Here is a 20,465-nt window from a genome sequence, read left to right as displayed (position 1 = left end):
TGCAAACCGGCCTCCGTGGTGTAGGACAGTATGTGAACGGCGTGGTCTGATGCGGTAGTCATCCGGCCTCGCTCGAAGGAACGGGAACGGAATGACCGACAGCAAAGACGACAAGACACTCAGCGTTACGGGCAAGAAGACACTCACGCTCAAGCCGACGGGAGTGAACCAGGGTACCGTGCGCCAAGATATGGGTCGCGGTCGCACGAAGGCCGTTGTGGTCGAGACGCGCAAGCGCCGCCCGACCCGTCCTGAAGACGAACGTGCAGGCCAGCCGCAGGGTCGCGTTGGCGACGATGCACCGGCAACAGCAGCTGCTGCCCCCGTGCAGACGCCAGCCCCTGTGCAGGCTCCGGCGCCAGTCGCCGCTGCACCGCAGGCACCGCGCCCAGCCGCTCCGCCGCAGCGCGTTCAACAGACAAACCAATATTCGCAGCAGCGCCATCCTGGCCAGCAGAACCGTCCGCAGGCGTCGAGCCAGCCGAGCCGCCAGCCCGACCGGCCACGCGGCGCGGTACTGCACGATCTGTCCGCCAGCGAAATGGATGCTCGCCGCCGCGCTCTGGCCGAAGCCCAGGTCCGCGAAGTCGAGGACGCCAAGCGCCGTGCCGAGGAAGAGGTTCGCCGTCAGGCTGAAGAGGTCGAGCGTCAGCGTCTTGCCGCTCTGGAAGCCATTCGCCAGGCCGAAGAAGACAAGGCCCGCGCGCTTGAAGCCAAGAATGCGCCTGAGCCTGTCGCAGAGCCCGTCGCGCCTGTTGCGGAAACCCCGCGTCCTGCCGAGCCTGCTGCCCGGGCGCCGACACCTGCTGGTGCCAGACCGGCTGCCGGCGCGCCTGCTCCGAGCTTTGTGCGCGGTCGCAAGCCGGAAGGCGAAGAAGATGAAAATCGCGGTCCCGCCCGTGGCGGTCCGGTGCGCGGCAAGGTCGTGCGTCCCGAGCCTGCCAAGGTTCCTGCTCGCCCCAAAACCGAAGATGAGCGCCGCCGTGGCAAGCTGACCGTCACCACCGCCGCTGTCGATGAAGACGGCAATGCGCGTGGCCGATCGCTGTCGGCCATGCGCCGTCGCCAGGAGAAATTCCGCCGCAGCCAGATGCAGGAACCCCGCGAAAAGGTCATGCGCGAAGTGGTTCTGCCGGAAACCATCACCATTCAGGAATTGTCGCAGCGCATGTCCGAACGGGCCGTCGATGTGATCAAGTACCTGATGAAGGAAGGTCAGATGATGAAGCCGGGCGACGTCATCGACGCCGATCTGGCCGAGTTGATCGCCACCGAATTTGGCCATTCCGTCAAGCGCGTTTCCGAATCCGACGTTGAAGAAGGCATTTTCGACGTCAAGGACGACGCTGGCGAAATGGTGTCGCGTCCGCCGGTCGTGACCATCATGGGTCACGTCGACCACGGCAAGACCTCGCTGCTCGACGCCATCCGTCAGACCAGCGTCGTTTCGGGTGAAGCCGGTGGCATTACCCAGCATATCGGCGCTTATCAGGTGGAGCAGAACGGCCACAAGATCACCTTCATCGACACCCCCGGCCACGCCGCCTTCACGGCCATGCGTGCTCGTGGTGCCCAGGCGACCGACATTGCCATCCTGGTGGTTGCCGCCGATGACAGCGTCATGCCGCAGACGATCGAGTCGATCCACCACGCCAAGGCGGCCAATGTGCCGATCATTGTGGCGATCAACAAGATCGACAAGCATGAAGCCAACCCGGAAAAAGTGCGCCAGCAATTGCTCCAGCACGAAGTGTTCGTCGAATCCATGGGCGGTGAAGTGCTCGACGTCGAAGTGTCGGCGAAGAACAAGCTCAATCTCGACAAGCTGCTGGAAGCCGTGCTTCTTCAGGCCGAAATTCTCGACCTGAAGGCCGATCCGAGCCGTACTGCCGAAGGTCTGGTCATTGAAGCCCAGCTCGATCGGGGCCGTGGCGCCGTTGCCACCGTTCTGGTTCAGAAGGGCACGCTGCGTCCAGGTCAGATCATCGTCGCTGGCGATCAGTGGGGCCGCGTGCGCGCCCTCGTCAACGACAAGGGCGGTCACGTCAAGGAAGCAGGACCTGCCATGCCGGTCGAGGTTCTCGGTCTGTCGGGTACGCCTGCCGCCGGTGACAAGTTCGCCGTGGTTGAAAGCGAAGCCCGCGCCCGTGAAATCTCGGAATACCGTCAGCGTCTGGCCCGCGACAAGGCCGCTGCCCGCCAGTCCGGTCAGCGCGGTTCGCTTGAGCAGATGATGAGCAAGCTGCAGGATACCGGCTTCAAGGAATTCCCGCTGGTCATCAAGGCCGACGTTCAGGGTTCTGTCGAAGCCATCGTCGCAGCGCTCGACAAGCTCGGAACCGACGAAGTGCGGGCCCGGATCGTCCATTCGGGCGCCGGTGCCATCACGGAATCGGATATTTCGCTGGCCGAAGCATCCAACGCCGCGATCATCGGCTTCAATGTTCGTGCAAACGTTCAGGCTCGGGCCTTGGCCGAGCGCACCGGCACCGAAATCCGCTACTACAACATCATCTACGATCTGGTGGATGACGTGAAGGCAGCGATGTCGGGTCTGTTGTCGCCGGAACGCCGCGAAACCTTCCTTGGCAATGCCGAGATCCTCGAAGTGTTCAACATCACGAAAACGGGCAAGGTTGCCGGTTGCCGTGTTGTCGAGGGCAAGGTCGAGCGTGGCGCAGGTGTGCGTCTGGTGCGCGACAACGTCGTTATCCACGAAGGCAAGCTCAAGACGCTCAAGCGCTTCAAGGACGAAGTGGCAGATGTGCCGATGGGCCAGGAATGTGGCATGGCCTTCGAAAACTACGAAGACATCCGCGCTGGCGACACCATCGAGTGCTTCCGCGTCGAGCATATCACCCGCACGCTGTAACGGTGGTGGCTCAAATCGCATCGAATCCGCTTCATGCATCGTCCGCCATTTTGGCGGGCGATGCATGGATTATTGTGGATCAATGGGGTGGCGAAGACATAAAAAAAGTTGCGCAGATTGTTAGCTCGGCCCTGCGGCCGCAGAACATTGTGGCGCATGCGACCCGGCGTATTTTATTTTTCCTATTTATTGTTTTTGTTTTGATTTCTGTTGGTGTGTTGGCGGCGTGTGTAGCTGCATTAATATACAATTTTTTATTGAGAACGCTGAATGTTTCTATAGGAAATATTTTTTATATTTCATTGTGGTTTGCGGTATTCATGGCGTTAAAAGCATTATTGGTATATCTAATTATGCCGCGCTTCAGGAATGGAAAATTATACAAAATCCGACAGACCGCGGACGGAGCCGGATTAATAATCGAATTGCCGGGGATGCGATCAGAACTTCGCTGGTCCCATGTCGGACGATTGATCGATGATGCTGATTACATCATTTTGATGCACGAAGATGGGCGACACTATTTCTCCGTTCCGAAGCGTGCATTCGGCCCGAATACGGTGCAGGAGTTCCTCTCGTTCTGCCGTAAAAACATGGCGGACGCACAGACCCAAAATTAACGCCGCCCCTTGACCTCCTCGCGAGTAACAGGCATTGAGCCGCACCTAAGGGTTCGATCCCCACCCGCCTCTTGAAGGCTAATGAGAAACGATAATGAGCAAACCAACAAATTCCGCGCCATCGCAGCGCATGTTGCGCGTTGGCGAACAGGTCCGCGCCGCCATTACCCAGGTTCTGCAACGCGGCGAAGTGCGTGACGACCTGATTGAAAAGACCGTGATTTCGATTTCCGAAGTGCGAATGTCGACTGATCTGAAGGTCGCTACCGCCTATGTCTCGCCGCTCGGCGTCAGCGACCATGACACGGTGATCGCTGCCTTGAACCGCCACGCGAAGTATATTCGAGGCCGGATCGGTGGCCAGTTGCGGCAGATGAAATACATGCCGGAAGTGCGGTTCCGCGACGATACCAGCTTCGACAATTATCAGAAGATCGATGCGCTGCTGCGTTCGCCGGAAGTGGCGCGCGATCTGGGGCCAGACGAAGACAAGCAAGAAGACGAATAAGACGATGTCCAAACCCAGAAAACCCAAGGGCCGTCCGGTTTCCGGCTGGCTGATCCTCGACAAGCCCGTGGATTACGGCTCGACCGAGGCCGTCGGCAAGATCAAATGGCTGTTCAACGCCCAGAAGGCTGGTCACGCCGGAACGCTCGATCCGCTGGCCTCCGGCATGTTGCCGATTGCGCTGGGCGATGCCACCAAGACGGTTCCCTACGTCATGGATGGCCGCAAGATCTACGAATTCACCGTCACCTGGGGCGAAGAACGCTCGACCGACGATCTGGAGGGCGAGGCAACCCAAACCTCCGACCAGCGTCCGAGCGAAGAACAGATCCGCGCTTTGCTGCCGGATTATACCGGGGTGATCAACCAGATCCCGCCGCAGTTTTCGGCCATCAAGATTGCCGGGGAGCGTGCTTACGATCTGGCTCGTGAAGGCGAGGTGGTCGATATTCCCTCCCGCGAGGTGGAAATTCATCGTCTGACCCTGCTGAAGGTCGACCGCGACTGTGCCTATTTCGAAGTCGAATGCGGCAAGGGAACCTATGTGCGCTCGCTGGCGCGCGACATGGGTCGGGATCTTGGCTGCTACGGTCATATTTCGGAGCTGCGACGCTCTTTCGTCGCGCCATTTGCCGAGGACATGATGGTGCCGCTCGAAGATCTGGTGGAACTGGAGAAGATCGAAGATCGAGACGAGCGGCTGGCAGCCCTTGACGCCTTCCTGTTCGATACCGGTGAGGCGCTGATGGCCCTGCCGCAGATCCGCATCAGCGACGATCAGGCACATCGCTTGCGGATGGGCAATCCGATCATCCTGCGCGGCCGCGATGCGCCGGTGGCCGAACCCGAAGCGGTCGCGCTGGCCGGTGGCAAGCTGGTGGCGATCGGCGAAATCGGTGAGGGCGAGTTCCGCCCGAAGCGGGTTTTTGCCTGACATTCAGCTTTCCCGTCTGTTACTGGACGGGAAAGCATCATGCTTGCGGCTTGATTTGCGAGCCAAGCGCGCCTCTTCCCTTGGCTGCCGGAATAGTATATAGGCGGCCCCAGCATTGCAGAACTATGCGTGCATTCATGGCCTCCGCTGGACGACATCCCGGCCGCAGGCGACCTAATCCTCCCTTTCAAGAAAGGACATACGATGTCGATTACTGCAGAGCGCAAGTCAGCCCTCATCAAGGAATACGCAACCAACGAAGGTGACACTGGTTCACCGGAAGTCCAGGTCGCTATCCTGACCGAGCGGATCACCAATCTGACCGAGCACTTCAAGGGCCACAAGAAGGACAACCACTCCCGTCGTGGCCTTCTGACGCTGGTATCCACCCGCCGTTCGCTTCTTGATTATCTGAAGAAGAAGGACGAAGGCCGTTACAGCAAGCTGATTGCGAGCCTCGGCATTCGCCGCTAAAGACTGGACCGGCGGGCTTCTGATAAGGAAGGACCCGCCGGTACTTTTTCCGGGGCGCTGAAAAGGCTCCGGCTTGAAGGGTTTGCGCGGCAATTCTGCCCGCTGACAGACTGAATGAAGCCTGGGTCGTATGGACCTGGGAAAAGCCATGCACCGCATGGAGATGTTGCAACCTGCCCAGAGCTTTGAAAAGCTCGAGGCATTGCAAACCAGGCAGTCCGGATGGGCCGGTACTGCCGACGACAACCGATGGCCTGTCATGGGGCAGGATTGTTGGATGCTTGCGCCGCAAGGCGGATCTCTGGTCCGGATGTCTCCGGCAGGGATCATTGCGAAGCCTCCCACTGTCTTGCCCGTGATGGTTCAGCACGATGCGTCTGACCGCGATTTTGATGCCTTTGGCAGACAAATTGCCAGCGCATATGAAGGACAAGATATGTTTAATGTTCACAGCGTTGAAATCGAGTGGGCCGGCCGGCCGCTGAAGCTGGAAACCGGCAAGATCGCCCGTCAGGCTGACGGCGCCGTTCTCGCCAGCTACGGCGAAACCGTTGTTCTGGCCACCGTCGTTTCCGCCAAGTCGCCGAAGCCGGGTCAGGATTTCTTCCCGCTCACCGTCAACTATCAGGAAAAGACCTATGCCGCCGGTAAGATCCCGGGTGGCTATTTCAAGCGCGAAGGCCGTCCGAGCGAAAAGGAAACCCTGGTTTCCCGCCTGATCGACCGCCCGATCCGCCCGCTTTTCCCGGAAGGCTACAAGAACGACACGCAGGTCGTCGTTACCGTTATCCAGCATGACCTTGAAAACGATCCGGACGTCTTGTCGATGGTTGCCGCTTCGGCTGCCCTGACGCTGTCGGGTGTGCCTTTCATGGGTCCGGTCGGCGGCGCGCGCGTCGGCTATATCAATGGCGAATACGTTCTCAACCCGCATCTCGACGAGATGGATGAGTCCGTTCTCGACCTCGTGGTTGCCGGTACGCAAGACGCCGTGCTGATGGTTGAATCCGAAGCCAAGGAACTGAACGAAGACGTCATGCTCGGCGCCGTGATGTTCGGTCACCGTGGCTTCCAGCCGGTCATCGACGCGATCATCAAGCTCGCCGAAGTGGCTGCCAAGGAGCCGCGCGAATTCGAACCGGAAGATCATTCCGCTCTCGAAGCCGAAATGCTCTCGATTGCCGAAGCCGAACTGCGCGACGCCTACAAGATCACCCAGAAGGCTGATCGTTATACGGCCGTCGATGCCGTAAAGGCCAAGGTCAAGGCACACTTCTTCCCAGAGGGTGCAGAACCAAAATACACCAACGAAGTGATCGGCGCGGTCTTCAAGCACCTGCAGGCCAAGATCGTTCGCTGGAACATTCTCGACACCAAGAGCCGCATCGATGGCCGTGACCTCGAAACGGTCCGTGCGATCGTCTCGGAAGTCGGTATCCTGCCACGCACCCACGGTTCGGCGCTGTTTACCCGCGGCGAAACCCAGGCCATCGTGGTTGCCACGCTCGGCACTGGCGAAGACGAACAGTATGTCGATAGCCTGACGGGCATGTACAAGGAACGCTTCCTTCTGCATTACAACTTCCCTCCCTATTCGGTTGGTGAAACTGGCCGCATGGGCTCCCCGGGCCGCCGCGAAATCGGCCATGGCAAGCTGGCATGGCGCGCCATTCGCCCGATGCTGCCTTCGCCGGAACAGTTCCCCTACACGCTGCGCGTTGTCTCTGAGATCACCGAGTCGAACGGTTCTTCCTCGATGGCAACCGTTTGCGGCACCTCGCTGGCGCTGATGGATGCTGGCGTTCCGCTGGCCAAGCCGGTGGCTGGTATTGCCATGGGCCTGATCCTGGAAGGTGAACGTTTTGCCGTTCTGTCCGACATTCTCGGCGATGAAGACCATCTCGGTGACATGGACTTCAAGGTAGCAGGTACGGAAGCCGGTATTACCTCGCTGCAGATGGACATCAAGATCGCCGGTATCACCGAAGAGATCATGAAGGTCGCCCTGGCGCAGGCCCAGAATGGCCGCAAGCACATCCTTGGTGAAATGGCCAACGCCATCACCGAAGGTCGCTCGCAGCTTGGCGAATTTGCACCGCGCATCGAAGTCATGACCATCCCGGTCGACAAGATCCGTGAAGTCATCGGTTCCGGCGGCAAGGTTATCCGCGAAATCGTCGAAAAGACCGGCGCCAAGATCAACATCGAAGACGATGGCACGATCAAGATCGCTTCTGCTTCCGGCAAGGAAATCGAAGCGGCCCGCAAGTGGATTCACTCTATCGTTGCTGAACCGGAAATCGGCGTTGTCTATGAAGGCACGGTCGTCAAGACTGCTGACTTCGGCGCTTTCGTCAATTTCTTCGGTTCGCGTGACGGTCTCGTCCACATCAGCCAATTGGCTGTGGACCGCGTTGCCAAGACCCAGGATGTGGTCAAGGAAGGCGACAAGGTCTGGGTCAAGCTGATGGGCTTTGACGAGCGCGGCAAGGTTCGCCTGTCCATGAAGGTTGTCGATCAGGCAACCGGCAAGGAAATCGTCGGCGACAAGAAGGCCGAAGGCGATGCTGCCGCTGAATAAGCGGGGTTGATTCTATGACGAGGCGCGGGAGATTTTCCGCGCCTTTTTTTATCCGGGAGTTTGTCTGGGAAGCGTGAAAACCGGTTTTCCCGATGACAAACGAGAACAAAAGAAAATAGAGACTGTCTGTTTTGCCGTGAAACCGACAGAGTCTAATCACGAGATTGCCGAGCCATGAGCCGCGAAACCCTGAAGACCATTTTTCATCCCTTTGTCACCGAAGCCGTTGCTCTGCCGGGCGAAGACGAACGCTTCCTGTTTCTCGGCGCCGAGGCCGGTTTCGTGAAACCGGAAGGCTTTGGTGCCGAATTGACCGTGGTCCAAGGGTTCCGACCCGATTTTCGCCGCTTGGAGGCTGCGCGTCAGTCGCCGGTTCCTGTTGTCGCAGGTGAGGACTATGACGGCGCGCTGGTTTTGGCTGGCAAGCACAAGGGTCTCAACGAAAACCGCGTCGCGGAAGCGCTGGCGCGTGTCCGGGCCGGTGGCGTCATCATTGTGGCCGGTGCCAAGGAAGACGGCATTCAGCCGCTGCGCAAGCAGATCGACCGCCTTGGTCTCGAGCCGCAATCCCTGCCAAAATATCATGGCATTGCCGTGTGGTTCACCGTGCCTGACGATAAGGCTGCCGCGATTGCCGCACTTGCTTCCAAGCCTGTCGTGGTCGAGGGCCGGTTTGAAACTTATGCCGGACAGTTTTCCCATATGCATGCCGATCCCGGCTCTGAACTGCTTGTCAGCCGGTTGCCGGACGATTTCGATGGCAATGCTGCCGATTTTGGCGCTGGTTGGGGCTATCTGTCGGTGATGCTGGCGGAGAAGGCGCGGCGCACCAACCGTATCGACCTGTTCGAGGCCAACTACGATTCACTGGAACAGGCCAAGAAGAATCTGGCCCGCAACTGCCCTAATCTGACGGCGCGCTTCTTCTGGCAGGATCTGGGCGCTGAACCGCCCAAGGAAAAATACGATCTTGTTATCATGAACCCTCCCTTCCACGAAGGCCATGCGACGGAGCCGTCGATTGGCGAGGCCATGATCAAGGCTGCCAGTGACGCCCTGCGGGGCGGCGGGGACCTGCTGATGGTTGCCAATCGCGGTCTCGCCTATGAGCCGGTTCTGGCGGCCAATTTTCGTCAGCATGGCGAGACCTGCCGCAATGCCCGCTACAAGGTGCTGTGGGCGAAGAAATAAGCCGAACGATTACAAAAAAGGCGCCGGGAGAGATCCTGGCGCCTTTTTTATTTGAACGTGAATGTCAGTGCCTATTCAGCGTCATTGCTGCGCAGCACACCCAGGGCTGGCAGTGACGTGATGTTATAGCCACCATCGACGTAATGGATTTCGCCGGTTACGCATCTGGACAGATCTGAGAGCAGATAGAGCGCCGACCCGCCGATGTCCTCGATGGTGGGCGTGCGGCGCAGCGGTGCATTCTTCTGGTTCCAGCTGAAAATGGCGCGGGCATCGGAAATGCCTGCACCGGCCAGTGTGCGCACCGGGCCAGCCGAAAGGGCGTTGACGCGAATGCCGCGTGGGCCGTAATCGCTGGCCAGATAGCGCATGGAAGATTCCAGCGCCGCTTTGGCAACGCCCATGACGTTGTAATTGGGAATAACCCGCGTGGAGCCGCCATAGGTGAGCGTCAGCAGCGATCCGCCATCCGTCATCAAGTCGGCTGCACGCCGGGCAATTTCCGTGAAGGAAAAGCAGGAAATCACCATGGTGCGGGTGAAATTTTCCCTCGATGTGTCGGCATAGAGGCCTTTCAGCTCGTTCTTGTCGGAAAAGCCTATGGCATGAACGACAAAATCGAGCTTGCCCCAGCGCTCTCTAAGCGCGGCAAAGGTCGCATCAACAGAGGCCAGATCCTCGACATCACAAGGCAGAACAAGATCCGAGCCGAGCTGAGCAGCCAGCGGCTTGACGCGCTTGCCAAGTGCTTCGCCCTGATAGGTGAAGGCCAGTTCGGCACCTGCGGAGGCGAGAGCCTGGGAAATGCCCCAGGCAATCGAGTGATTGTTCGCAACGCCCATGATGAGCCCGCGTTTACCTTGCATGGAAGCGATCATCGCTGTCATCCGTTATGACGCTGGAACACCAGCGTCGCATTCGTTCCGCCAAAACCAAAGGAATTGGACAGCACCGTGTCGATCTTGGCATTGTCGATGCGCTTGCGCACGACCGGCACACCTTCGAATTCTGGATCGAGTTCGGTAATATGGGCGCTTTCGCCAATAAAGCCTTCCTGCATCATCAGCAGGCCGTAGATCGATTCTTGTACGCCTGCCGCTCCCAGAGAATGGCCGGTCAGTGACTTGGTGGACTGGATCGGTGGGATCTTGTCGCCGAATACCGAGCGGATCGCACCGATTTCCTTGCTGTCGCCAACCGGGGTCGATGTGCCGTGGGTATTGATGTAATCCACATCACCCTTGACGGTTGCCAGGGCCTGGCGCATGCAGCGGATGGCGCCTTCGCCTGAAGGTGCCACCATGTCGTAACCGTCCGAGGTCGCGCCATAGCCGGTGAGTTCGGCGTAGATCTTGGCGCCACGCGCCTTGGCATGTTCCAGTTCTTCCAGAACCAGGACGCCTGCGCCGCCAGCGATGACGAAGCCATCGCGGTTGGCGTCATAGGCGCGCGAAGCCAGAGCCGGCGTGTCGTTATAGCGGGTCGACATGGCACCCATGGCATCGAACAGGTCGGACATCGACCAGTCGAGATCCTCATGGCCGCCCGCGAACATGATGTCCTGCTTGCCCCATTGGATCATTTCAGCGGCATTGCCGATGCAATGGGCCGAGGTCGAGCAAGCGGACGAGATCGAGTAGTTGACGCCGTGGATCTTGAACCAGGTGGCAAGCGTCGCCGATGCCGTCGATGACATGGCCTTTGGAACGGCGAACGGTCCGATGCGCTTCGGGCTTTTGTTCTGGCGGGTAATATCGGCCGCCTCGACGATCTGCCGGGTCGAAGGACCGCCCGAGCCCATGATGATGCCGGTGCGCTCGTTGGCGGAATAATCCTTTTCCTCCAGGCCCGAATCGGCAATCGCCTGCTTCATCGCCACATGGTTCCAGGCACCGCCCTGTGACAGGAAGCGCATGGCACGACGGTCGACAAGGTCGGTCGTGTCCAGTGAAGGTTGACCCCAGACCTGGCATTTGAAGCCATGCTCGGCAAAATCGGGAGAAAAGGAAATGCCGGACCTGGCGTCGCGGAGAGATGCCGTGACTTCCTCGGCATTATTGCCGATGGAGGACACAATGCCCAGACCCGTAACTACTACCCGTCTCATGTAATCGACCTTTTGCTTGGTGGGGGTGATGCGCTCAGTCGGCCTTTTCCTTGAAAAGCCCGACACGCAGATCGGTTGCCTTGTAGATGACCTCGCCATCGGCCTTCATCCAGCCGTCGGCAATGCCCAGCACCAGACGTCCGCGCATGACGCGCTTGAAGTCGATGCCATATTCCACGAGCTTGGTGGATGGCGTAACCATGCCGGTGAATTTCACTTCGCCTGTCGAGATCGCCCGGCCCTTGCCGGGTTCGCCCAGCCAGCCGAGGTAAAAGCCGGTCAATTGCCACATGGCATCCAGGCCAAGGCATCCCGGCATGACCGGATCGCCCTGGAAATGGCAGGGAAAGAACCAGAGGTCGGGGGTGATGTCGAACTCGGCACGGATATAGCCCTTGTCGTGGGGGCCGCCGGTTTCCGAAATATCGGTGATGCGATTGAACATCAGCATGGGCGGCAACGGCAGTTGCGCATTGCCCTTGCCGAACAGTTCACCCCGACCGCAGGCGAGAATCTCGTCGTAATTATAGCTTGTCTGTTTTTCGTTCATCGGTCTTTCAATTCCCCCCTTCAGGCGTTCCGCTTAGGAGACTTAAAGCAAGATGGCGACGAATTGAAGCCGATGCCAATTCATTCCAACGCTTTACGCTGTGTCGAATGGCCTCGGTCCGGGCCGCTTTCCGTCGTCCGCATACAGGAAGCGTCCATACTCCACCAGTGCTAAAATCGGTCAACTGCCTCAATATAAGGGCTTTCACTGGATTTACCCGCCGTCAAACTATTGAAAGCAGGCCCGTCTACAGGTATATCAGTACGATGATAGTGAGATTTCAAGGGACAATGCGGAGATCGCCGGTATGATGGCGCAAGCCTCTAGGGACGTGGAAGCAAAACTGCGTCGGTCGGGCCTGAGGCCGACACGGCAGAGGGTTGCCTTGGCTTCGCTGTTGTTTGCCAAGGGTGACCGGCATCTGACCGTCGAAGAACTGCACGAAGAAGCGGTTGCCGCCGACGTGCCCGTTTCTCTGGCCACCGTTTACAACACGCTTCATCAGTTTACCGAAGCCGGCATGATCCGGGTTCTCGCGGTTGAGAGCAACAAAACCTATTTCGATACCAATGTGTCGGATCACCACCACTTTTTTGTGGAAGGCCGCAACGAGGTCCTGGATATTCCGGTCAGCAATATCGAAATCGGCAACCTGCCTGCACCGCCTGAAGGCATGGAAATTTCTCATGTAGACGTGGTGATCCGGCTGCGCCCCAAGGCTTGATCTTCAGCCGTCCTGATCTCAAAGCCCGTTGTGGCGACCATGATCGGCACAAACCATATCCGGTTCACATCACGTCGTCGGGATGTCGGCCTGCCTGATGTCCATATCTCGGAAATGTCCAACCGAAATACAGAGCGCCGCCGCGCACCATGAAGGCTGCCAGCATTCCACCTGCGCAAGCCCAGTATAAGGGCGCGGCCAGCATGAAAGCCCCGGTAAACACACAGGCGCCGATCAAGGCTGCGGTGATGTAAATTTCCGGACGCAGCAGCACCGACGGTTCATTGGCGAGCAGATCGCGCAGCACGCCGCTCAGGGTGGCCGTCATCATGCCCGTGACGATGGCGATGGTGGGCGAGCCGGTCGCGGCCATTCCCTTGGCCGCTCCCATCACGCAATAGGCGGAAAGCCCGATAGCATCGAGCCAGATCAGCAGTTTGTAGCGCGATTCCACCAGATGCGCGGTGAAGAACACCAGCACGCCGACAGCGCAGCAGATCAGAATATAGCTCGGGTTAACCACCCAGAACACCGGCAGGCGCCCAAGAATGATATCACGCACCGTGCCGCCGCCTGTGCCGGTGATCGTGGCAAAAAACAGGAAGCCGATCAGATCCAGCTGTTTGCGCGAGGCGGCCAAAGCGCCGGTGGCGGCAAATAGCGCGACGCCTGCATAATCCAGATAAAGAAGAAGCGACATAGTGGCCCTGACGTTGCGATGATCTGCCGATGAATGGACGCGAAATGTGCGGCGCTGGGGTGGATACGGGCTATTTTACAATATCATGCGTTACCCAAGACATAAGGATTCCGGCTTCAATAAGCGTCCGCTCTCGCCTGTGCCACCCAACCATCGCCAGCCGGGCCGTCGCAAACCGGATTGATGGCAAGGGCGGCACAAGCTGATTGCGCTATCGGAATCTTTGGCGCTGCGGGTGGTCCGTGATGCGCTAGATTTTTGTTCTCGCCATAGGGCTGCAATCCTATCGAAGGTTCATGCCGTGAAATTGCTTCTTCGCCTGCTCCTGTGCCTGTTGTTGCCCCTGTCTGCCTCGGTCGCCCTGGCGCAACAGCAATTGGTCAGTGACCCGGAAATCTACGAGAAGGATCATTTCCGTAAGGTCTGCAAGACAGCTGAGTTCGATGACAACTACGTCACCCGGTTGGATATCAATAATGACGGTATTGTCGATGCGATCGTCAACGAAGGCGCGCTGACCTGCGATGGCAAGCGCGGCCCCGACTGCGATGCCGAAGGCTGCCCCTATAATTTCTATGTACAGGTCAAGGAAGGCGGCTATCTGATGATCGCCACCGCCAAGATCTTTGGCTATGACTTCATCCAGCGATACGGCAATAAGGTTTTCGTGCTGAAAATGCCGCCGCATTTCTGCGACCGCACCGATGGTCCGCAATGTGAAATGACGGTGCGGGTGCGCGGCGTGATGTTCGTGACGATCGTCAAGAAATAGTCTGAAACAGCGACAGCATGGTGCATTTGGCAGAATGCATCATGCTGTCGCAACGTTTGTTTGAACGCATTTCCGCTTGGACTACGCCTTTGCCATGGATTGCGCACGCATACGATTGTATTCGTCCTTGGTGATCGGCTTTGCCGTCTTGTTGCCCAGCTCATTGATCGTGATTCGGTAGGTTTCCCGGGCCGAGAGTGCGGCCAGCGCTGAAATCACGGTAATGGCGAGCGTCCAGCAGCCGATGACAACAGGAATATTCAGCGAGCCGGGCGGAGCAACGGCGGTGAACAGGGCCGGGAACAGGGCCGTGATTGCCGTCCCGACATTCTGCGCGATGGCCATTGAGGAGACGCGGATGCGGCTCTGAAACAATTCCGGATAGAATGACGGGAAGACCGCGTTATATCCCTGATAAATCACGCCCCACATCAAGAGCGACATGGCGATGGCCATCGGGACATTGTGAATGCTGATCGCATAGAGATAGCCAAACGACAAAGCGCCAGACAGCAATGAACCGATGATGATCGGCGGCTTACGGCCAATACGGTCAGACAGTCCGCCGATAAAGGGAATGACCAGAACGGCAACAATGTTGCCGAGAACCGGAATCCAAAGGTAGACGTCCTTGCTGAAGCCGACACCGTAAGCCGGCTGCACGGCATAGGCCGCGCCGAACACCGTTGTCACGGTTGGAATGACGTTCATAAGCGACATGCACATAACGCGGATGATATCGGCCCAGCCATGGCGGAAAGCCTCAACGATGGGCGCTTTCGAGACCGCGCCGCTTTCGCTGGCGTTGACGAAGGTCGGTGTTTCCTCAACCAGACGGCGGATGACAAAGCCGACGATTACCACGAAGATCGACAGAAGGAAGGGAATCCGCCAGCCCCAGCTGTTGAATGCCGCTGGCTCCATATAGTGGGCGAGCGGCAGAAACACGGCGGCAGCCAAAATTTGTCCCGCCTGGACGCCCTGAAGTGCGAAGGATGCGAAAAAGCCCCGTCGGCCGGTTGGTGCATGTTCCAGAATCATCGAGGACGCGCCGGAGATTTCACCCGCGACAGCAAAACCCTGGATCAGGCGAAGCACGACCAGCAAAATCGGAGCCCAGATGCCGATTTGTTCATAGGTGGGCAACAGGCCGACCATCAGTGTCGAAAAGCCCATGAGAAACAGGCAGGTCAGCATCATTTTTTTACGACCGTAAACGTCACCCATGTGGCCCAGAACGAAGGCGCCGATTGGGCGGCTGACATAGCCCACGCCATAGGTCGTCAGCGATGCAACGATTGCGGTTGTCGGATCTGCGGATGGAAAAAACAGCTGAGGAAAGACCAGTGCCGCGGCTGTGGCATAAATGAAGAAATCATAATATTCCAGCGCAGAGCCAATCCAGCCGCTGGCCGTGGCGACACGAGATTGTCTCTGCGCCTTTTCACGATCAAAGGACATATCTGTTCCCTCCCAACACGCATTTCATCAGTGGGAAGAGGAAAAGCCACATTGCCAACGCTCCGTTGACAATTCAATGAGCGCAATTTTACCCACCAATGATAGTAGATTAATTTATTACAACCAAAATCCAGTCCGACCATAATAAGGTCAAAGCGGATGTACAACCGAAAAGCGCCAATATCCTTCAGGCCAATGATGGACAATCAAGCCGAATGAACAACGCTCGGATTATTGCGTTTGTCGCATCCCCGTTGACAGAATAGACAATTGTTAACAAGCGCTCTGATTGAGAAAACGCCAATTTTCAGAAAATTCGATTCGCTGATTGCTCATAGCGAGACGTGTCTCACGAAACAGATCGCTAAGCAGCGAAATACATACTCAAAGGAGATTTGGTGGAGCTAAGCGGGATCGAACCGCTGACCTCTTGCATGCCATGCAAGCGCTCTCCCAGCTGAGCTATAGCCCCATAAGGGTCCGGCATTTGCCGGGTCCGGGAACCGTGTGAAGCAGTGCTTCGTTCGGTGTGGCGGCTTCATACGTGCTGCTTTTGCACATGACAAGCCAAAAAATGCGCCCCCGGATGTTTTTTTATCATCCGGGGGCGGAGAGCTGTTGAATCAGACTTCGTCGTCGTCGCCGGTCACGCCGATAATGCCGGACATGTCGTCGTCTTCGTCGTCTTCATCGGCTTCCAGGAAGGTGTCGTCATCGTCGTCGCCGATTTCGACATCGTCATCGCCAATATCAGGAATGTCGTCGCCACCGGCTGCATCGTCCGCGTCTTCCAGCGAAACCAGCTCGACATCGGTGTTCTCGGTATCGACTTCCGCGACCTCTTCCTCTTCAGCCTTTTCCATGATGGCGGCTACCGAGGTCTCTTCAAAGTAAGAGAGCGGCCAGGATTTCTTCGTATAGGGGGATACGACCGGATCATTGTTCAGATCGTAGAATTTCTTGCCGGTGTCGGGGCAAGTGCGTTTGGTTCCAAGTTCTGCCTTCGCCACTGTCAAAGCCTCATGAAATCGTTGGAAAAGAGGGCATGCGCCAAGGACCCGGACCCGAAGGCCGGTCCAACTGTCGACGGTCCCTTAATCGTTGTGCTGGCTTCTGTCAAAGGCAATCTGGCTGGTCGATCCGCAGGCTTGCCGCTTTCGCGCCAGCCAGAGACAGGCCAGAGACACGAATGGCGGGCGATGAAGCGGGGATGACCTTGGACGTCGGGTGTGCTACGGGGCCGTGCAACATGAGGTATGCAGACAGGAAGAGGATGGCTGTTTGACTGAGGTGACGGAAAACACGTTTGTAATCGCCATCGATGGTCCTGCGGCTGCCGGCAAGGGAACGCTGTCACGCCGCATCGCCAACAGTTACGGCTTTCATCACCTGGACACCGGCCTGACCTACCGCGCCACAGCCAAGGCGCTTCTGGAAAAAGGCCTGCCGCTCGATAATGAGGCTGTGGCCGAGCAGGTGGCGCTGGGGCTCGATCTGTCCGGTCTGGACCGGGAGGTTCTGGCCAAGCACGATATCGGCGAGGCTGCCTCTAAGATCGCCGTCATGCCAGCCGTGCGCCGCGCACTGGTCGAGGCGCAGCGGCGGTTCGCGCTGAAGGCCCCGGGTACGGTGCTGGACGGGCGCGATATCGGCACGGTTGTCTGCCCGGATGCGGCGGTCAAGCTCTATGTGACGGCGTCACCGGACGTGCGTGCGCGGCGCCGCTATGACGAGATTGTCGCCCATGGCGGTGTAGCCGACTATCCGGCAGTGTTTGAGGATGTGAAGCGGCGCGACGACCGTGACATGGGTCGCGCCGACAGTCCGTTGAAACCTGCTGAAGACGCGCACTTGCTAGATACGTCCGAAATGAGTATAGAGGCGGCGTTTCAGGCTGCGCGTTCCTTGATCGATGCGGCATTGAAAAAGAATTAGCATGCATTCAGCAGACAGGACCGACGACCGGTTTTGTCTGGACCAGCCGAAACCAGCGTCCTTGCGCCGGGTTGTCCTTTTATAAAGGGCGGACGCGGGATCGGCCGTTATCAACACCAACCCACCGGCGCACTGCGCATTCCCAAGGGGATGCGATTAGGAGATTTCATGTCTGTTTCTACCCCGACACGGGACGATTTCGCGGCCCTGCTGGAAGAATCCTTTGCAAAGACCGATCTGGCCGAAGGCTATGTTGCCAAGGGCATCGTGACGGCCATTGAGAAGGACGTCGCAATCGTTGACGTCGGCCTCAAGGTCGAAGGCCGCGTTCCGCTGAAGGAATTTGGCGCTCGCGCCAAGGACGGCCAGTTGAAAGTTGGCGACGAAGTTGAAGTTTATGTCGAGCGCATTGAAAACGCGCTGGGCGAAGCTGTTCTGTCGCGCGAAAAGGCGCGTCGCGAAGAAAGCTGGATCAAGCTCGAAGCCAAGTTCGAAGCTGGCGAGCGCGTCGAAGGCGTTATCTTCAACCAGGTCAAGGGTGGTTTCACCGTCGATCTGGACGGCGCTGTTGCCTTCCTGCCGCGCTCCCAGGTGGATATCCGCCCGATCCGCGACGTGACCCCGCTGATGCACAACCCGCAGCCCTTCGAAATCCTCAAGATGGACAAGCGTCGCGGCAATATCGTGGTTTCGCGCCGTACGGTTCTCGAAGAGTCCCGCGCCGAGCAGCGTTCTGAAATCGTTCAGAACCTCGAAGAAGGCCAGGTTGTTGAAGGCGTTGTCAAGAACATCACCGATTACGGTGCGTTCGTTGACCTCGGCGGCATTGACGGTCTGCTGCATGTCACCGACATGGCATGGCGTCGTGTGAACCATCCTTCGGAAATCCTGTCCATCGGCCAGTCGGTCAAGGTTCAGATCATCCGTATCAACCAGGAAACCCACCGCATCTCGCTCGGCATGAAGCAGCTCGAGTCTGATCCTTGGGATGGCATTGCTGCCAAGTACCCGGTTGGCAAGAAGATCTCCGGTACCGTGACCAACATCACCGACTACGGTGCATTCGTTGAGCTGGAGCCAGGTATCGAAGGCCTGATCCACATTTCCGAAATGTCCTGGACCAAGAAGAACGTTCACCCCGGCAAAATCCTGTCCACCAGCCAGGAAGTTGACGTGGTTGTTCTCGAAGTCGATCCGTCCAAGCGTCGTATCTCGCTTGGCCTGAAGCAGACCCTCGAAAACCCATGGCAGGCATTTGCCTACAGCCATCCGGCTGGCGCTGAAGTCGAAGGCGAAGTCAAGAACAAGACCGAATTCGGCCTGTTCATCGGCCTCGAAGGCGACGTTGACGGCATGGTTCACCTGTCGGATCTCGACTGGAACCGTCCAGGCGAACAGGTTATCGAAGAATACAACAAGGGCGACGTTGTTCGCGCGGTTGTTCTCGATGTGGATGTCGAAAAGGAGCGTATCTCGCTCGGCATCAAGCAGCTCGGCAAGGACTCGGTCGGTGATGCCGCCGCTTCCGGCGATCTGCGCAAGAATGCTGTCGTTTCCTGCGAAGTGATCGCGGTCAATGACGGTGGCGTCGAAGTCAAGCTCGTCAACCATGAAGACATCGTGTCCTTCATCCGCCGCGCCGACCTCGCTCGTGACCGTGACGACCAGCGCCCTGAGCGTTTCTCCGTTGGCCAGGTTTTTGACGCTCGCGTCACCAACTTCTCCAAGAAGGATCGCAAGGTCATGCTGTCGATCAAGGCACTGGAAATCGCTGAAGAGAAGGAAGCTGTTGCTCAGTTTGGTTCATCCGACAGCGGCGCTTCGCTCGGCGACATCTTGGGCGCAGCCCTGAAGAACCGCAGCAACGACTAATCGTCGCGGTTTAGAAGATTAAAAACCCGCCGGGCAGCAATGTCCGGCGGGTTTTTCTTTGGCTTGATGGTTGCTGGCGTGATGATTGCTGAAAACCGCTCTTGCTGCAAATCGAACAATGCTCTAAATTTAGAATTATTCTAAATTGGAGATCTGCCATCATGTTCCGCTCCTTATTCGCCCCTGCGAAGCGACGTCTGGATAGTCTCACCGAACAGGAGGTTCTTGCGCTGGCGATTTCTTCTGAGGAAGACGATGCGCGGATCTATCTGGCCTATGCGGATCGGTTGAAAGAGCAATATCCTCAGTCCGCCAAGGTTTTCAAGGATATGGCGGAGGTGGAGCACACGCACCGCAACATGCTGATCGACATGCATCGCCAGCGATTTGGCGAGCACATTCCGCTGATCCGCCGGGAGCATGTCCAAGGTTTCATGACGCGCAAGCCCGATTGGCTTCAGGCCCAGCTTTCTGTTGATCAGGTGCGCCAAGAGGCGGAAGCCATGGAGCGCTCCGCCTATAATTTTTATGTCGAGGCCCAGAAACATGTCTCGGATGCCCGCACAAGAGCACTTCTGGGCGATCTGGCCATGGCGGAGCAGGGCCATGAGGATGTGGCCCATATGCTGGGTGAAAAGCACCGGCCTGAGGACGTCCAGCAACTGGAGCAGGAAACCACCAAGCGGCAGTTCGTTCTCACCTATGTGCAGCCCGGCCTTGCCGGATTAATGGATGGTTCGGTTTCAACCCTTGCGCCGATCTTTGCGGCGGCCTTTGCCACCGGCGATACCTGGCAGACCTTTCTGGTCGGCCTCTCGGCCTCGGTGGGGGCAGGGATTTCCATGGGCTTTACCGAAGCCTCCCATGACGATGGCAAGATTTCTGGCCGAGGTTCGCCGATCAAGCGCGGCCTTGCTTGCGGCATCATGACGACGCTGGGCGGACTGGGCCATGCGTTGCCTTATCTCATTCCGCATTTCTGGACGGCGACGGCAACGGCGGACGTGGTGGTGTTCATCGAATTATGGGCCATCGCCTTCATACAGAACAAATATATGGAAACGCCGTTCTGGCGTGCGGCCATGCAGGTGGTGCTGGGCGGTTCGTTGGTATTGGCCGCAGGTATCCTGATCGGCAGCGGTTGAAACAGTGCATGAAAAAGGC

At 58.0% G+C, this 20,465-nt stretch carries 18 protein-coding genes and 1 tRNA gene; 12 read left to right on the top strand and 7 right to left on the bottom strand.

Annotation, left to right across the window (positions count from 1 at the left end):
• The first annotated feature begins 91 nt into the window (after positions 1-91).
• The 7 genes from infB to V6582_RS10240 all read left to right on the top strand — a co-directional run bounded on the left by infB (position 92) and on the right by V6582_RS10240 (position 9,180).
• A complete protein-coding gene (gene infB, locus V6582_RS10270) occupies positions 92-2,872 on the top strand; it encodes a translation initiation factor IF-2 (protein ID WP_156631195.1) in 2,781 nt (926 codons plus the stop codon).
• A gap of 5 nt (positions 2,873-2,877) precedes the next feature.
• On the top strand, positions 2,878-3,492 hold the full coding sequence (locus V6582_RS10265) for a YcxB family protein (RefSeq protein ID WP_197434337.1): 615 nt from the start codon (positions 2,878-2,880) through the stop codon (positions 3,490-3,492).
• 94 nt (positions 3,493-3,586) lie between these two features.
• Entirely contained in the window at positions 3,587-4,000 is a 414-nt protein-coding gene (gene rbfA, locus V6582_RS10260) for a 30S ribosome-binding factor RbfA (RefSeq protein ID WP_012654633.1), read from the top strand.
• Between the two features lie 4 nt (positions 4,001-4,004).
• Positions 4,005-4,934: a tRNA pseudouridine(55) synthase TruB gene (gene truB / locus V6582_RS10255; RefSeq protein ID WP_156631193.1), complete on the top strand. Its 930-nt coding sequence runs from the start codon at positions 4,005-4,007 to the stop codon at positions 4,932-4,934.
• Between the two features lie 204 nt (positions 4,935-5,138).
• Positions 5,139-5,408: a 30S ribosomal protein S15 gene (rpsO, locus tag V6582_RS10250; RefSeq protein WP_012654635.1), complete on the top strand. Its 270-nt coding sequence runs from the start codon at positions 5,139-5,141 to the stop codon at positions 5,406-5,408.
• A 436-nt stretch (positions 5,409-5,844) separates the two neighbouring features.
• Positions 5,845-7,989 (top strand): polyribonucleotide nucleotidyltransferase, encoded by a 2,145-nt coding sequence (pnp, locus tag V6582_RS10245; RefSeq protein ID WP_012654636.1) that lies wholly within the window; start codon positions 5,845-5,847, stop codon positions 7,987-7,989.
• A 174-nt stretch (positions 7,990-8,163) separates the two neighbouring features.
• A complete protein-coding gene (locus tag V6582_RS10240) occupies positions 8,164-9,180 on the top strand; it encodes a class I SAM-dependent methyltransferase (RefSeq protein WP_156631192.1) in 1,017 nt (338 codons plus the stop codon).
• 71 nt (positions 9,181-9,251) lie between these two features.
• Here V6582_RS10240 and fabI read toward each other — a convergent pair whose 3' ends face one another.
• The 3 genes from fabI to fabA are packed head-to-tail and all read right to left on the bottom strand — an operon-like array spanning position 9,252 to position 11,837.
• The gene (gene fabI / locus V6582_RS10235) at positions 9,252-10,058 is read right to left on the bottom strand and encodes an enoyl-ACP reductase FabI (protein WP_070163998.1); all 807 of its coding nucleotides are present in this window, start codon (positions 10,056-10,058) and stop codon (positions 9,252-9,254) included.
• A 5-nt stretch (positions 10,059-10,063) separates the two neighbouring features.
• Positions 10,064-11,287: a beta-ketoacyl-ACP synthase I gene (fabB, locus tag V6582_RS10230; RefSeq protein ID WP_156631191.1), complete on the bottom strand. Its 1,224-nt coding sequence runs from the start codon at positions 11,285-11,287 to the stop codon at positions 10,064-10,066.
• 34 nt (positions 11,288-11,321) lie between these two features.
• A complete protein-coding gene (fabA, locus tag V6582_RS10225) occupies positions 11,322-11,837 on the bottom strand; it encodes a 3-hydroxyacyl-[acyl-carrier-protein] dehydratase FabA (protein WP_156631190.1) in 516 nt (171 codons plus the stop codon).
• A gap of 307 nt (positions 11,838-12,144) precedes the next feature.
• Between fabA and irrA the strand changes: the two genes are divergently transcribed.
• Positions 12,145-12,561: an iron response transcriptional regulator IrrA gene (irrA, locus tag V6582_RS10220; protein WP_070147497.1), complete on the top strand. Its 417-nt coding sequence runs from the start codon at positions 12,145-12,147 to the stop codon at positions 12,559-12,561.
• A gap of 64 nt (positions 12,562-12,625) precedes the next feature.
• Here the strand turns inward: irrA and V6582_RS10215 are convergent, their stop codons facing one another.
• Entirely contained in the window at positions 12,626-13,261 is a 636-nt protein-coding gene (locus tag V6582_RS10215) for a trimeric intracellular cation channel family protein (protein WP_156631189.1), read from the bottom strand.
• Between the two features lie 301 nt (positions 13,262-13,562).
• Here V6582_RS10215 and V6582_RS10210 point away from each other — a divergent pair, with 301 nt between their 5' ends.
• A complete protein-coding gene (locus V6582_RS10210; protein ID WP_070147499.1) occupies positions 13,563-14,033 on the top strand; it encodes a hypothetical protein in 471 nt (156 codons plus the stop codon).
• A gap of 81 nt (positions 14,034-14,114) precedes the next feature.
• Here V6582_RS10210 and V6582_RS10205 read toward each other — a convergent pair whose 3' ends face one another.
• The 3 genes from V6582_RS10205 to V6582_RS10195 form a co-directional block, all read right to left on the bottom strand.
• The gene (locus V6582_RS10205) at positions 14,115-15,494 is read right to left on the bottom strand and encodes an MFS transporter (protein WP_156631188.1); all 1,380 of its coding nucleotides are present in this window, start codon (positions 15,492-15,494) and stop codon (positions 14,115-14,117) included.
• A 396-nt stretch (positions 15,495-15,890) separates the two neighbouring features.
• Positions 15,891-15,966, bottom strand: a tRNA-Ala gene (locus V6582_RS10200).
• A 151-nt stretch (positions 15,967-16,117) separates the two neighbouring features.
• Positions 16,118-16,504 carry a TIGR02300 family protein gene (locus V6582_RS10195; protein WP_060719389.1) on the bottom strand — a complete coding sequence of 129 codons (387 nt, stop codon included), beginning with the start codon at positions 16,502-16,504 and terminating at the stop codon, positions 16,118-16,120.
• Between the two features lie 280 nt (positions 16,505-16,784).
• Between V6582_RS10195 and cmk the strand changes: the two genes are divergently transcribed.
• The 3 genes from cmk (at position 16,785) to mbfA (ending at position 20,446) form a co-directional block, all read left to right on the top strand.
• Positions 16,785-17,429, top strand: a complete 645-nt coding sequence (gene cmk, locus V6582_RS10190; RefSeq protein ID WP_337739203.1) for a (d)CMP kinase — start codon at positions 16,785-16,787, stop codon at positions 17,427-17,429.
• Between the two features lie 168 nt (positions 17,430-17,597).
• Positions 17,598-19,301 (top strand): 30S ribosomal protein S1, encoded by a 1,704-nt coding sequence (gene rpsA / locus V6582_RS10185; RefSeq protein ID WP_060719485.1) that lies wholly within the window; start codon positions 17,598-17,600, stop codon positions 19,299-19,301.
• Between the two features lie 161 nt (positions 19,302-19,462).
• Positions 19,463-20,446 (top strand): iron exporter MbfA, encoded by a 984-nt coding sequence (gene mbfA, locus V6582_RS10180; RefSeq protein WP_156631186.1) that lies wholly within the window; start codon positions 19,463-19,465, stop codon positions 20,444-20,446.
• Positions 20,447-20,465 lie beyond the last annotated feature (19 nt).

The sequence above is a fragment of the Agrobacterium vitis genome (genome assembly GCF_037039395.1).
GTDB lineage: Bacteria > Pseudomonadota > Alphaproteobacteria > Rhizobiales > Rhizobiaceae > Allorhizobium > Allorhizobium vitis_E.
The sequence above is the reverse complement of the archived record's forward strand: the minus strand, read 5'-3'. Positions and strand labels throughout refer to the sequence as shown.